Source organism: Paenibacillus sp. FSL H3-0469 (genome assembly GCF_038051945.1).
Taxonomy (GTDB): domain Bacteria; phylum Bacillota; class Bacilli; order Paenibacillales; family Paenibacillaceae; genus Paenibacillus_AQ.
Window position 1 is genome coordinate 2,311,527 of the sequence record NZ_CP150302.1, and the last position, 14,307, is coordinate 2,325,833.

The window sequence follows — 14,307 nt, forward strand, 5'->3', positions numbered from 1 at the left end:
CCTCCTGTTCTGTATTTACACTCTCATTGTACCGGCCCTGGAGGGGGGCGGGCTTTCAATAATACGGGCTGTTTTTATAAAAACCCGCACTAGGCGGGTGGTGAGGATTCTCGGCTCTGCATTGCTAATTAGTTCTCTGGGGGACGGCGGCAGAACGCCCGGCCTTGGCAAAGAAACAAGTGGAAAAACGTATTCTAATTTCTCCATTTCTTATAAAGTTACCTCAACAAGTGGAAAAACAGCATCTAATATTAGCATTTTCTCTGCTTTGCCGGAATTATGTATACTTAAGTGTTGTTTATCCAACTATTCCTCCGTCAGTGTTCATACGTTCGGCAACAGGTGTATAAAATCCAACTAAATTCTGCGCAGGAGCAACCTTCTCCTAGTTCCCTTAACATAGTTTCCAGCACCTCCAGTCAGTCAACCAGCAGGATGCTGCGCACCTTAGGCACGATACCTGCCTGCTCAGCAAGAAGCCCCGCCTCCGGTAGGAGAAGCGGAGCTTCGTAATGGTCATCATCATGGAGCAGATTTGTGCCTCAAGCGGTAAGCTGCCGGGGTTTCGCCTGTCCATTTTTTGAATACGGTGGAGAAATAGGAGAGGGTATCGAAGCCGGTATCTAAGGCAATCTCCCCGATGCTCGCCGTGCTTTCGACCAGCCTCTGCTTCGCCGCTCTGATCCGGCAGTCGTTCAGGTACTCCTTCACAGTCTGGCCGGTCCCGTTCTTGAATACCTTGGCCAGATAATCCGCGGTCAGGTATACGCTGGCTGCAACATCCTCCCGGCTCAGATCCTGGGTATAGTGCTCCTGAATGAACCGCTTGGCCCGCTCGACCACCCCTTCGGACTGCAGCACCTCCTTGATGGAATCGAGCGTCTTGTCCGTCAGCGCCTGCGCCCATTTCATGAAGTCGAACACGCTGCTCTCGGCATCCTGGGCCAATTGCTGGCTGAGCTCGCCCTCGAAGAGGCGGTGCGCCTGAATATGGTGCCGCGCGAGCAGCGAATAGACCACCTGAAGCAGGTCCTCGCGGATCGAATGGAGCGTGGCCGCATCCAGCTTATTCAGACTCGTCAGCAGCTCCAGTTCTTTCTTGAGCCGGTTCACAATCTGCGCTTTCTCCTGCTGGACGAACAGCAGAGTGAACAGCTCCGTATCCAGAGTGTAGCGCTCGGTCAGATCCACATGGAAGGGCTTATTGGGCAAATGCAGCTTGCCACGGAAAATAATATTTGACTCGTCCGCCTGCTCCAGCTCTGTCTTAAGCTGCGCCAGGCGGGAGATCGCCGCAGGCTCACTGAAGTAACAAGTAGCCGTACATTTCAGATACTGCCTGGACAGCCGGATGATCTCTCCGGCGCCCGCCTCCAGCTCCTTCATATCCGCCGGACTCTCGGCAATGATTGCATTGTAGAATACTTTATCGGCCTGATAGGCAATCATCCGTCCGCTGCCCACCCGGCTGCTGAGAATTTCAGAGACCAGGTTCGAGAGGGCGTAATGGAAGATGCTCTCATCCCATTCCCGTTCAATCTGGGAGCGGGGAACGCTTACCAGCAGCAGCCTATACTCCGCATGCACCTGAACGGCCAGCTCCCGCTTCTGTACCTCACTCTGGATTAGCTCACGCCGGGGAGAGATCGTCGCCGTCAGCACATCGCTCCAGAAGGTGCGTTCCATCAGATCCTGGTTCTTCAGCCACGCATGGCCCAGCTTGCTGTATTCGCCTAGCATGATTTTGTTCTTCAACCTATCCATAGACTTACGCAGCGCCGCTTCCAGCTCCTGCTTGTCCAGCGGCTTGACCAGATACGAGTCGGCGTCATACGAGATCGCCTTGGAGGCGAAGGTGAAGCTCTCATGACAGGTCAGGAAGATGAATCCGCCTTCATAATGACGGTCTCTGGCCCACTTGATCATATCTATGCCCGACCCGCGCGGCATTTCAATATCGCAAATCATCAGATCCGGCTCGCCGTTCTCGAATAGTTGCTTCGCATCCTGTATATTATGAGCGGTGAGCACTTCCGTAATTCCGAATTCCTCCCAATTCACAATGCCGCGCAGCGCTTCAATTGTAGGAATATCATCGTCAATCAGCATACAACGCATATTATCCTCCCTCTAAGCCGGGCTGGCTCCATTCCGTTGGCTTCACAGGAATCCACAGCTCAACCCTCGCACCTGTAGACCCGATATTCGACAGCTTTAGCAGATCCTCCCGTTTGTAGAGCAGTCTGAGGGTCTTGCGGATATTGGCAATGCCCACTCTGCCGCCATCCTCTCCTGCCTCTTCTCGTTCCGGCTGATCCAGCCACTCCGAAGTGAAGCCTGCCCCGTTATCTTCTATTACAATGCTGACAAATGAACTATCGTCCCGCCGCTCCATCCGCACTCTGATGAAAATAGACAGCAGCTCCTGAACGAACATGGCATGCTTGAACGTATTCTCCACAAAGGTCTGAATCATGAACTGCGGAATCGGCACCTGCCGCGCTTCCTCCTGCATCTCGATCATGAAAAAAATCTGCTCAGGATAACGGATCTCCTGCATCCGGATATAATTCTCAGTATGCCGGATCTCCTCCTCCATCGTCACTTCCATCAGCCCCCCTCGGAACATATACCGGAGATGCTCGGAGAGGCAGTGGATCAGCCGGCGGATCTCCTCATTTTTATTCTGATAGGTTAGGCTCGTAATCGTTGAGATCGCATTCAGGAAAAAATGGGGCCGGATCTGCATCTGCAGATACTTGATCTCGGCGCGGCTGATCTCGATCTGTTCTTCATAGGACTGGATCTTCAGATCCTTGATCTCACTGACCATGGACTCCAGCGCATGGAACAGCTTCAGGAATTCCAGCGAGTAGGGGGTATTCTGCGGAATCTGATATTCCAGCTGCCCCTGCTCGACTGCCTTCGCTGCCTTCACCAGCTCCAGAATCGGCCTCAGTACATCCCTCGTCAGGAATCTCAGCACCAGCGGCACCACGATAACCGAGAGAATCGCGAGCAGGACGATCCCCCATTGAATCAGCTTCAGGCCCGTGAACAGGCTACCCTTGGTAACCATTTGGGTCATCTGTCCGAACTCGCCGATCGGTTCAGATACAATCAGGTACTCCCGCTTATACTGCCTGCTTAAGCTCTCAAGCGTCGTCTCTCCCTCCTGCAGAGAGATATTACTCGCTGCCAGTATAGTTCCCTTAGAATCACTCAGCACATACCGGTTCTGATCATTCCCTCCCCTGTCGACCATGGCCAGCAGCGTGTCCGCTTTCACCAGCGTTCCGAAGCTGACTCCTGAATACGAAATATATTTGAACAAGTAAGACTCGCCGCGGATCTGGAAGACCTTCCATTCGCCGCTATGTTCTGCCGGAGCCGTACTGAATGTATGCATATTTATAAAATCCACCAGAGCCAGCTTATCCTCCGATTGAATCCGGCGGTTGAACTGCTCCAGCACCAGCTCATCCGAGAGCCTGATGAACATGCCGTCGCTCGAATTATCGCCTGCTATTTTGGCTTGCAGACTATTTTTGAGCTGCTGGACCCTGAAATACCGGCTGTTCTCATCCATCCCCGCCGAATTCACCGCAGCATCCACGTTATGGTCGAACACCTCAATGAGGTCCTTGGAGAAATTGTTGAAGTTATTATGAATATTGGCCTGATAGAGGGCCAGTGTATTACGCGAGCTAGTCAGAGCATTGCTCCGCACTACCTCCAGGGAGTAGATGTTACTCAGAACAAGGATGGACAGCAGGATCGCAAGAATCACTGTCATCTGCAACGAAAATTTGAACACGATACTGTTGGTTCGGATCATCCCCGCCTCTTCCTTTCCCCGGAATTCAGCACGCCCCTGAGCCGATACCTTCTGTCGGACCCAGGGGCGTATAAGTATGCAATTTGCGGTTATATTGATTATGATTAAAAGTTTCTCTTTTTGGGGATGGGCGTGACTCCAGAGAATGTTTGGCCCTCCGGCCGCTGCCCATCCCCAGATTTCTTGATTACACCGCTTTTCGCGGTAGAAATCCGGTGACAGCTGATGCTTCCGAAGCGAGCTTTCCTACGGAAAGCTTTCAGGCGGATGCTACCGCTCCTACAGTTCCAAAATTCTCCTCCGCCACTTTTCCCTGTCAATTTTATAAAGTTAATCTATATAGCTAGTTTGCTGGTTAACCGCCCAGTCCAGCGCAGCTTCGATATGCTTATCCCAGTACGCCCAGTTATGGTCGCCAGGGCCTTCTTCATAGTAATGGGCAGCCTGCACGCTGTCCAGGAACTGATGGAACCGGCGGTTCACATCCAGCAGCATATCCTCGGTTCCGCACGCCATATACAGCTCCGGCAGGGCAAGTCCCTGCACCCTCACATCACGCACCAGCTGCTCGGGGTCCTTGTCGCTGCCGAGCAGCTTACTCAGATCGCCGAAGACGCTGGCATAGTAGGAATAACTGGCAATTCCGTCTTTATAGTCTGGGGCAATATTGGCTACTCTATACGGAATTAAGGCCGAGGATAAGGCAATGATCCGGCCGAAGCGCTCCGCGTATTTCAGACCGTTGCGGATCGCACCGTATCCGCCCATCGATAAGCCGCCGATCCAGGTATCCTCTCTGGCTGCTGATAGCGGGAACAGCTTACGGGTGAAGTCTACCAGCTCTCTGCCGATATACTCACCGTAATATTCTTCCCTAAGCTCATCATTGACATAGAAGCGGTTCTCTCCGGCCGGCATGAATACTGCCACCTGATGCCTGTCCGCCAGCTCTCTGATCCTTGAGAAGTTCAGCCAGTCGTTCTGGCTGCCGGAGAAGCCGTGCAGCAGATAGAGCGATCTCAAGGGCTGGCCCGACCAGGCCGGCAATCCCCAGCCCTCCGGCAGATCCACCGGCAATATGGCCTGGATCGTGACCTCCCGCTTCAGACTCGCCGAGAACAGGCTGATTTGCATTGTAGCCATCATCATTCCCCCTTAACGAATTAGAATCAGACCCAGTATACCGCTTCTTGTCCCTGCTGATCTATATATTCGATAACAGTCTTATAATTCTGCAGGTTAATGTGCAGCCGGCAATATGCTGTTCCTTGCTCCCACATCAGCCTGATTTCATCCGCCTCTGCCTCCAGCACCCGGAAGGTTCCATTGAAGGCGCTATACTCATTGCGGAAGCGGATCAGCTTCATCAGCCGCTGCACAACCTCGCGCTGTGATTCGGCTTCAATCTCCTCCAGCGTATAGTTATGGCGGTTGATCTCCCGTCCTTCGCCTGTCAGGGCCACCTGCTCCAGATCATTACGGCCAGCCAGCAGGCCTACATAATAGACCTGCGGAATACCCGGCGCGAAGAATTGAATCGCTCTGGCTGCCAGATACGCATCGTCATCCTCATTCAGTACACTGTAGTACGTGCAGCGGATCTGATGGACATCGAAGCCATCCGGCGCTTTATGCTCCTCGGACAGAATCAGACTCAGGTTCGCCCCGCGCTCCACGCAGAGATCCACCAGCTCCCGCGCTTCCTTCGTATCGATCAGATCATCCAGATCCGGCTTCACCGGAACACCGTCATGACAGTCCAGCATCGTGAACTGCTGATGCGGGCGGGTCCGCAGATAGTCGTACAGCGCCGTATTGGATCTGCCGGTAAGCGCCTCAAGCACGCGGTAAGGCAGAATGAAATCATAGATCCAGCAGCCGTACTCCGATAGCTTGGTCTGGATACTGTGGTGTGCATGCACCTCGGGCAGCAGCTCTATATCCAGCGAATCCGCCATCTCCTTGATCCAATCCAGGAATTCATAAATCTCCGGCTCCACATAAAAACAACTGGTGCCCAGCTTCTTGATCACGTACCCGACCGCATCCAGCCGGACGATCTTGACATTCTGCTCTTTGAAGTTCAGGAAGAACTGCCGCAGCAGGTCGCGGGTAAGCGGAGAATGGATATCCAGATCAATCTGCTCGGAAGGGTCGGTTTTGCCAAAAGTGGTCCAGACCTTCTCTTCCTCCCCTCCGGAGGTCGTGAAGGTAGAATACGGCAACGGCCGCCGCAGGAACATCTTCCCGATATCTGCACGCACAGGCTTGCCATCCTCCCAGATCTTGTCCAGGGTGATGAACAGATCCGCATATTCAGAAGCCCGGCCATGCTCCAGGAAGTCCTGGAAATACGGCGATTGCCTGGAGATATGATTGACCATCAGATCCACCAGCACATCGAATTCTACCCCGATGCTGCGAATATCCTCCCAGGTGCCGAATTCCGGCTCGATCTCAAGATACGTCAGCGGCGCAAAGCCGCGGTCCCCGGAGGAAGGAAAAGGCGGAAGGATGTGAATCCCCCCGGCAAACAGTCCGGCGAAAGGACCGCGAAGTACCTGATGCAGCTGCTTCAGGTCTCCGCCCAGCGAATCGGGATAGGTAATTAACTGCACTTGATTCTTCAGTGTCATTTCAGAGCCTCCTACAGGTTGAATTCTTGCTTAATGGTCTCCAGCGCAGGCAGATCCACTACCGCACCCGTGAATTTCAGTTTGTACGCGCTGACGGCAAACCCAAGCTCCAGCGCCTCTTCGAGCGTATACCCTTTAATAACAGCCGTATAGAAGCCGGACCAGAAGGCATCTCCTGCTCCAGTCGTATCTTCAATTTGCGTAGCCTTGGTGGCAAACGACTTCGTTTCGCTGCCGGTGGAGACGAGTGCCCCATCCTTGCCCAGCGTCAGAATGACCAGCTTCGCACCAAGCGCAAGGAATCTGGCGATCTGCTCCTCCGGCGTGCCGGGTCCGAACAGACGCTCGGCGTCATCCTCGGAAGGCTTGATGATATCCACCTGCGGGATGATGCTTTTGACATAGGCTACGCCGTCTTCTCCCTTCTGCCAAATTGAGGGATGATAGTTGGGATCGAAGCCGATCAGCACCTTATGCTTCCTCGCCGTCCTGATCACCCGCTCTACCGCCCTACGGGACGGGTTCCTTGAGATCGGCCAGCACGAGAAGTGGACAATGCTGGAATGAATCAAGGCTTGCTCCAGCGCCTCATTGTACTCCAGCCGGTAATCCGCCGCACGGTAAAAGATCGGAACCGGCGTAGCCTGACTCTTCGTTATCACCACCATACTGGTAGAATCATCGACCTGCTGGATGCCGCTTGTCGCCATTCCGGCGCTCTGCAGCCGGTTCATCAAGTAGTTGCCAAGGCTATCCCTGCCTACCGCCGAAGCCACATGCGACCGGATGCCCAGCTTCCCTGCATTAATGGCAATATTCGAAGGCGATCCGCCAAAATACCGGGTATATCCATCACATACCGTGTCCTCGCCATACTCATTGGAGATCATATCCACGAGCAGCTCGCCCACTGTTAACACATCGTTCGCCTGATCTTCAAACCGTATTGTCTCTCCGAGTCTAAACACCCGCACTCCCCCTTGGCACTCCAATATCCTTGCGTCCTATTCATTCTATGGGTTCTGTGTACGCAATACTTTCAAAAACCCGTCCTCTTTTTACAATTTAAGAGTTCAAGGCTCTTGCTAAGGCATGGATATAGCCTTCTCTGGCTCTGCGGGCGACCTCGGCTGCAGGAACAACATGCTCAAAGCCATGATAGCCCCCCGGGTAGAGATGAAATTCGACTTCTACACCGGCCTGTGCCAGCCTGGCCACATAGTCAATCGTCTCATCCCGGAACGGGTCGAGCTGTCCGACACAGGTATAGGCGGGCGGAAGCCCCGCCAGTTGATCCGCACGGCCGGGTGCCGCATACGGGGAGGTGTCAGCGCCCCCGGCAGGACCGCCCAGGTACATCTCCCAAGCTACCAGATTGTTCGCCCGGTTCCACACCGCAGGGTGAGTTACCTCATAACTGGAAGGTGTAATGTTGCGGTCGTCCAGCATCGGATACAGCGGAAGCTGGAAGCAGAGGGCAGGACCTCCCTTATCTCTAGCCATCAGGGCCAAGGCAGCCGCCAGACCGCCGCCCGCACTCGCGCCGCCTACGGCAATCCGGGCCCTGTCAATCTGGAGATCATTCCCCGGATCTGCAAGCCACACCAATGCCGCGAAGCTGTCTTCCACCGCTGCCGGGTACGGATGCTCCGGGGCAAGGCGGTAATCGGGCGACACGACAACACAGTTAGCCGCGAGGACGAAGCTCTCGCATAACGCATCATCGCCGCTCGGCTGGCCCAGAATATAGCCGCCCCCATGAGTCCATAGCAGGGCAGGCAGCTTATGCTTACTCCGCTTCGCCGGTTCAAAGATTCTGATCCGCACCGGCCCGGAACCGGCAATCAGGACCCGCTCCGTAATGCGGACGCAGTCTGACGGTTCAGCAGGCAACGGGACCATATTCCGGGCTGCGGCCAGATCCCCCGGCAAATGCAGCGGCGGCAATCCGGCCATCCCCTCTCTTAACTCCGGGGCCACGCGGTGAATGAAATTCATCTATATTCCCTCCATATCGTTCGAATGTGAATGAATCCTGTGTGCTTCAAGTGGTCCCCTTCTCCGCTAACCGGACGGGAAGAATGGTCTCCAGCGGGACCGGCTCGCCGGCGATCTGCTGAAGCAGATATTGAACGGCCAGCTCGCCCATTTTCTTAATCGGCTGTACGATGGTAGTCAGATCCTCCGCATCCAGGGCGGCAATTCCGTCATAGCCTACGACCTTGACTTGACCGGGCACAGCTCTGCCCAGCCTTCTGCACTGCTTCAGCACCTGCAATGCCAGCATATCACTGCTCGCGAATACGCCGTCCAGCTCAGGACGCTCCTCAAAAAGACTGCTGACCAGCTTCTCGTAATCCTTATACTTGAATCCATTCAGATCGGTTTGCCTTACGGTGTACGCAACATCTTGCCCTTTGACCTGCTCCAGGAAGGCGTCATGCCTTTGCTTGGCCAGCAGATTAAGGCGCAGATTCCCGCTAAGATAGGCGATGCTCCGGCATTTTTTGCGCAGCAGCAGCCGGGTGGCCAGCACTCCCCCCTGATAGTTATCCGAGGCAATGAACGGGATCGACTTAGAGATCTGGCGGTCCAGCGACACCAGCGGCAGGTTGATCGACTTGTAATCGTTCACGCTCATCGTATGGCTGCCCATGATGATGCCGTCAACCCGGCTAGCCCGCAGCAGATCGATGTACTCTTTCTCTTTTTTCTTGTGATGCAGGGAATTGCACAGCATCAGCTTATAGCCTTGTTCATAGGCATAGGCCTCAATATGCTTGGTTACCTCTCCGAAGAACGGATGGGAGATATCCGGCAGAATCAGGCCGATAATATTGGACTTCTTACGCAGCAAGGAACGTGCCACCTCACTCGGATGATAATTCAGCTCCTCCATGGCATCGTTCACCTTTTGCTTCAGACTCTCACTGAGGTATCCCCGGTTATTAAGCACTCGGGAGACGGTAGTGACGGAGACGCCGACCTTCTCGGCAACATCTTTGATGGTTACAGCCATCCGTACCTCCTGACCCGGGTCAGCCTACTTCCTCCGTTCAGCGGAACAGGGCAAGGTTCTATGTTAACCGGTTGATATAATAGGGCAGCAGCAGCGGGTAATTGTATTTCCTGCAACAGAAAACGCATAGCTGACCGTAAAATGAGATTCTATTGTATTTCATACATTGGAATATCGTGTTTCGGGAGAAAATGGGCCTTTTTCCAACATTCAATTGTACGGAGTACAATAGATTCTATTTTAAAGCCTTTTTTGCAGCATTCTATTGTACAGAGGGCAGTTGCTATCGTTCCAGCGCCTACAGCTTCCGAAGAACTGCTGAGCGAATATTCACTATACTAACTCTGATGCTCTACTAAGGCAGACGCTGGCAGGAAAACTGCCAGTCCGGGGTATCAGGTCGTGCCGCGCTCCACAGCCGTTACCGGAAACGTATTCACCATCGTCACCGCCTGGCCCTCGATCTGCCGGACCGCCAGCTCCATAATGGCTTCGCTCATCTCCTGAATCGGCTGCCGGACCGTGCTTAGACGCGGTGAGATCATGGAGGCGAGCTGCACATCATCATAGCCCACAATGCGCATTGCGGAAGGAATCTCCTTGCCGAGCAGGTTGCAGGCATGAATGACCTCGGCGGCAATCACATCACTGCTGGCAAATACGCCGTCAATCTCAGGATGCTCCTGGAGGTAGGCGGCAATGGCAGTGTCCCCTCCGGTATAGCTTCCCTCTTCAACCTCCAGCTGCAAGTACAGCGGCGCAAGTCCAGCGCGCTTCATCTCCTCTTCGTACCCCTGCCTTCTCAGACCGGCCAGCATGAAGTGATGCTGGGGACCATCGATCCCCCGCTGGATATAGACCGTGTGCCGGCAGCCCTGGCCGGTTAATAACCGGGCAGCCAGCCGGCCGCCCTCCAGATTATCCGAGGTGACCACGGGGATGTCCTCCGAGATTACACGGTCGAAGGAGACGATCGGCAGGTCCAGGTGCAGATAATGCTGCACATCCAGCACGGCACTGCCCATGATGATGGCATCGACCTGGTTTTTTTTGAGCATCTCGATATAATCTACTTCCTTGGAGACGTTGCGGTTGGAATTGCAGAGCAGCAGCTTGTAGCCCTTAAGGTCTGCATAATATTCGAGATAGGCGGTCAGCTCGGCAAAAAAAGGATGGGAAATCGCCGGGATGATCAGCCCGATCATATTGGATTTTTTGCGGAACAGGGCCCGGGCCATTTCATTCGGCTGATAATTCATTTCCTTCATCACCCGGTAGACCTTCTCCTTCGTCTTGTCACTGATATACCCTCTATTGTTAAGGACTCTGGACACTGTATTCACAGAAAGTCCTGCCTGCTTTGCGACGTCTTTCAGATTCGCCATAGGAACCACCTTGCTTTTTAGTTCCAATTATAGAGGAAGTTCGCATGGATTTCAGCTATATACGCGTAATCGTCACTGCGGTGAAGATTTGGACTTCCTCGCTTCCCTTATTTCAGCGCCCCTTCCGTGATCCCCTTGATGATCTGTTTTTGCAGGAACAGGTAGATGATCAGCACGGGAATTATTGTCATAATTAGCCCGGCCATCAGCGGCGCGTAGTCCACAGAATAGGAGGAGAAGAAGGTATACGTGGACAGCGGCAGGGTCTTCTGATCCGGCGACAGCAGCACGAGACTGGGCAGAAGATAGTCATTCCAGATCCAGAGCACATCGAGCACCAGCAGGGTGACGAATACCGGCTTCAGCAAGGGCAGCACAATACTGAAAAAGGTACGCAGCGTGGTGCTTCCTTCGATAAACGCCGATTCTTCCAGCTCATAAGGAATCCCTTTGATAAAGCCGTGGAACGTGAAGACGCCAAACGGCACTCCGAAGCCGAGATACATGAACAGCAGCGTCAGCTTGGTATTCAGCAGCCCCATATTCCCGTACAGCATCACCATGGGAATCATCAGCACCTGGAAGGGCAGAGCCATAGAGGCCAGCATGAGGAAGAAGAAGATGGAGTTCACCTTCCATTTGTAGCGCACGAACAAGTACCCGGTCATCGCCGAGAAAATAATAATGATTGTGACGGAAATCCCCGTAATGATCAGCGAGTTCATGAACCCCTGCATAAAATCCATATTGTCAAAGGCGCTGGCGTAGTTCTTGAAATTAATCGTTGTCGGCAGTGACAGCGGGCTCTCGAAGAATTGCTGGGTGGTCTTGAAGGAGTTCATAATAATCAGCAGGAACGGTGTTAAAAAGGCGAACAGCAGCAGGTATAAGAATCCTGTCCGGAGGCCCGGGAGGATGCGCCGGTTAGCATTCATTAAGATTCCACCTCCAGCTTCTTCAGCAGATAGGATTGCGTCAACGCGATAATCGCTACGACAGCGAACAGAACAACTGCCTCTGCCTGGCCGACACCGTATTGATTGGACAGGAAGGCTTTTTGCACGATATGGTAGGTGGCCAGCTCCGTTGAATTGAACGGTCCGCCCTTGGTTAAGGCCAGGTTGATGTCATACGTTAAGAAGGACCGGGACAGGGAGATGAAAATACAGATGACGATTGCAGGAACCGTCAGCGGCAGAATAATTCTGCGGATCACCGAAGTCCGCCCTGCCCCGTCGATGTTTGCCGCCTCCAGCACATCATTCGGAACGCCTGTGAAGCCCGCGATATAAATGATCATCAGATACCCGACCAGCTGCCAGGCGGTCGCAATAATCAGCGCCCAGAATGCCGTCCCCGTATTCGTCAGCCATGAGGTCTGAAACAGCTCCCAGCCGTATTTAGCGCCAAGGTAAGGCAGCACTTGTGAGAAAAGCGTCTGCCACAGGTAGCCAAGTACGATCCCTCCGACCAAATTGGGTGTGAAGAACCCTGTGCGCAGCCATTGCTCCCCTCTCCCGCCTCTCGTCAGGGCGAGCGCGATGAAGAAGGCGAACACATTGGCAATCACCACAGTGAAGAAGACGTACTTCAGGGTGAACCACAGCTGCTGAAGGAACACCTTATCCCTGAATACCTCCAGATAATTCGTGAAGCCGATCAGGCTGCTGTCGCCTGTACGGACATCCCAGTTCGTGAAGGTCAAATATAAGCCGACGATGAACGGTATGATCACAACGGCGGCAAAAGCGAAGATAGAGGGACCTCCGAAGACCAAGAATGTCCCCGCATTCTTCAGTGATAGCTTTTTGTTCATAGTGCTGCCCCCTTTCCTCTTAACAGGCTGAACTGGAGAATGTCCGGTTCAGCCTGTTCTTTTAGCACAAACGAAGAGATTGTCTATTTCCCTGCATACGATTTCCAGTAATCCTGAACCTCCTGCGCAAGCCCCTGGCGGTCGATATTGCCTACCAGATACTTCTGCATCGCAGCTCCGGTCTTGGCCCAGTAATCCTGCGGCAGGTAATTGATGACACCGATGTTGATAATCTTCCCTTGCTTCACGTATTCACTGACGGCGTTGGACATGATGTTCGTGCTCTTCGCCTTAAGATCCTTATACGGCATGGACAGCCCCATATCGCTAATAATGGCCTTCTGCCCGTCCTCGCTGCTGACCATCCATTCGATGAACGCTTTGGCGGCTTCCTGCTGCTCCGGCGTAGACTTCGAATCATCGATGGCGAACAGCTTAGGCTCGCTGTAGGCGACTTGCGTGTTGCCGAAGTCCTCCGGGTTATTGCTGACCGGCAGCGGCAGGATACCGAAGTCGGTATCGCGGCCTTCCAGCGTTCCGATGACCGCCCAGCTCCAGTCCCCCATGAAGTAGAAGGCCGCAGCCCCCTTAGCGAAATCCGCGCTGTCGCGGTTATAATCGGCAACGAGCGGGTCGCTCTTGCGTGCGTTGTACTTTTTCAGCAGATCGAAGGTATCCATCAATCCGGTGAACTGCGGATTCTCCGTCAGCTTCACCTGCCCGTTCTTCAGCTCCTCCACGAACTTCCGGTTGTCCTCCACCTTCTGCGACTGCAGGGAATAGGTCAACCCCAGATAGTGGGCACCGAGCGACCAGTCTGCTCCATGAAGCATGACCGGCGCTTTGCCGGAGGCTTCAATTTTCTTGAAAACCGCCTCCAGATCATCACGGGTCTTCACCGATGCAGGATCAAAGGCACCGCCGATACCCTCTTCTACCGCACGTTTGTTGTACAGCAGACCGTAGCCTTGGGCCGTCCAGGGAATACCCAGGAATTGTCCGTCCAGCAACGCGCCGTCGATGGCTCCCGGATTGGTGAGGGCCTCATACTTCGCCTTCTCCGGCTCTAAATCCAGGAAATCATCCTTATATTGAAGTATGGTGCCTGCATCCAGATTCACGATTGTCGCCGGATTGCCGGAGGCCAGCAGGGATTGGAATTTCTCAAGCTGCGCGCCGCCGATCGGTGTAGGAATCAGCTCAATCGTCACCTGCGGATTCTGCTCATGATACTTCTTGAACAGCTCCTCGAATACGGTATTGACTTCTGCAGAGGTATTGAAGAAGGTGAGCTTAACATCCTTGGCGGCTTGCTCTGCTGCTGGCGTCTCTCCCTTTTCTTCCTTAACAGCACCGTTTGCCGAATTCCCCTTGGAGCAGCCTGCGAGTAATCCGGTGACCACCGTCAGAGCGATAGCGAAGCTTGCAGCTTTTCTCAATTTCAAATGAATTCCCCCCGTACTTTTGATTGTTTTGAATGCGCATACATTTCAGATACAGCTTTATGATAACCGGTTAACATATTTATGTCAATCGGTTATCATATTTAAATTTTAGCTAATAAAATCCGCCACACGCGCCGCTCCCAGCCCAATTGTAATCGGTTTTTCGAT

The 14,307-nt window shown here is 53.6% G+C and carries 11 protein-coding genes; all 11 read right to left on the reverse strand.

Going from position 1 to position 14,307, the window contains the following annotated elements; genetic code table 11:
• Positions 1-522 precede the first annotated feature (522 nt).
• The gene (locus NSS83_RS10060) at positions 523-2,118 is read right to left on the reverse strand and encodes a helix-turn-helix domain-containing protein (RefSeq protein ID WP_341184578.1); all 1,596 of its coding nucleotides are present in this window, start codon (positions 2,116-2,118) and stop codon (positions 523-525) included.
• Between the two features lies 1 nt (position 2,119).
• Positions 2,120-3,838, reverse strand: coding sequence for a histidine kinase (locus NSS83_RS10065; protein WP_341184577.1), 1,719 nt, complete (start codon positions 3,836-3,838; stop codon positions 2,120-2,122).
• A gap of 330 nt (positions 3,839-4,168) precedes the next feature.
• A complete protein-coding gene (locus tag NSS83_RS10070) occupies positions 4,169-4,981 on the reverse strand; it encodes an alpha/beta hydrolase-fold protein (protein WP_341184576.1) in 813 nt (270 codons plus the stop codon).
• Positions 4,982-5,007: 26 nt separating this feature from the next.
• Positions 5,008-6,474 carry a sucrose phosphorylase gene (gtfA, locus tag NSS83_RS10075; RefSeq protein ID WP_341348166.1) on the reverse strand — a complete coding sequence of 489 codons (1,467 nt, stop codon included), beginning with the start codon at positions 6,472-6,474 and terminating at the stop codon, positions 5,008-5,010.
• 11 nt (positions 6,475-6,485) lie between these two features.
• Positions 6,486-7,442, reverse strand: coding sequence for a sugar kinase (locus NSS83_RS10080; protein ID WP_341184574.1), 957 nt, complete (start codon positions 7,440-7,442; stop codon positions 6,486-6,488).
• 97 nt (positions 7,443-7,539) lie between these two features.
• The gene (locus tag NSS83_RS10085; protein ID WP_341348167.1) at positions 7,540-8,472 is read right to left on the reverse strand and encodes an alpha/beta hydrolase; all 933 of its coding nucleotides are present in this window, start codon (positions 8,470-8,472) and stop codon (positions 7,540-7,542) included.
• Between the two features lie 46 nt (positions 8,473-8,518).
• Positions 8,519-9,493, reverse strand: coding sequence for a LacI family DNA-binding transcriptional regulator (locus tag NSS83_RS10090; RefSeq protein WP_341184572.1), 975 nt, complete (start codon positions 9,491-9,493; stop codon positions 8,519-8,521).
• Positions 9,494-9,888: 395 nt separating this feature from the next.
• Positions 9,889-10,878, reverse strand: coding sequence for a LacI family DNA-binding transcriptional regulator (locus tag NSS83_RS10095; protein ID WP_341184571.1), 990 nt, complete (start codon positions 10,876-10,878; stop codon positions 9,889-9,891).
• A gap of 107 nt (positions 10,879-10,985) precedes the next feature.
• Positions 10,986-11,813, reverse strand: coding sequence for a carbohydrate ABC transporter permease (locus tag NSS83_RS10100; RefSeq protein WP_341184570.1), 828 nt, complete (start codon positions 11,811-11,813; stop codon positions 10,986-10,988).
• Positions 11,813-12,694, reverse strand: a complete 882-nt coding sequence (locus tag NSS83_RS10105; protein WP_341017703.1) for a sugar ABC transporter permease — start codon at positions 12,692-12,694, stop codon at positions 11,813-11,815. The genes NSS83_RS10100 and NSS83_RS10105 overlap by 1 nt, the downstream gene beginning before the upstream one ends.
• 83 nt (positions 12,695-12,777) lie before the next feature.
• On the reverse strand, positions 12,778-14,139 hold the full coding sequence (locus NSS83_RS10110; protein WP_341184569.1) for an ABC transporter substrate-binding protein: 1,362 nt from the start codon (positions 14,137-14,139) through the stop codon (positions 12,778-12,780).
• Positions 14,140-14,307: the final 168 nt, after the last annotated feature.

What these genes read in the sequence shown, in the direction of transcription:
- NSS83_RS10085 (WP_341348167.1), bottom strand. Translation starts at nt 8,472, where the DNA reads ATGAATTTCATTCACCGCGTGGCCCCGGAGTTAAGAGAGGGGATGGCC.
- gtfA (WP_341348166.1), bottom strand. Translation starts at nt 6,474, where the DNA reads ATGACACTGAAGAATCAAGTGCAGTTAATTACCTATCCCGATTCGCTG.
- NSS83_RS10090 (WP_341184572.1), bottom strand. Translation starts at nt 9,493, where the DNA reads ATGGCTGTAACCATCAAAGATGTTGCCGAGAAGGTCGGCGTCTCCGTC.
- NSS83_RS10105 (WP_341017703.1), bottom strand. Translation starts at nt 12,694, where the DNA reads ATGAACAAAAAGCTATCACTGAAGAATGCGGGGACATTCTTGGTCTTC.
- NSS83_RS10095 (WP_341184571.1), bottom strand. Translation starts at nt 10,878, where the DNA reads ATGGCGAATCTGAAAGACGTCGCAAAGCAGGCAGGACTTTCTGTGAAT.
- NSS83_RS10065 (WP_341184577.1), bottom strand. Translation starts at nt 3,838, where the DNA reads ATGATCCGAACCAACAGTATCGTGTTCAAATTTTCGTTGCAGATGACA.
- NSS83_RS10100 (WP_341184570.1), bottom strand. Translation starts at nt 11,813, where the DNA reads ATGAATGCTAACCGGCGCATCCTCCCGGGCCTCCGGACAGGATTCTTA.
- NSS83_RS10070 (WP_341184576.1), bottom strand. Translation starts at nt 4,981, where the DNA reads ATGGCTACAATGCAAATCAGCCTGTTCTCGGCGAGTCTGAAGCGGGAG.
- NSS83_RS10060 (WP_341184578.1), bottom strand. Translation starts at nt 2,118, where the DNA reads ATGCGTTGTATGCTGATTGACGATGATATTCCTACAATTGAAGCGCTG.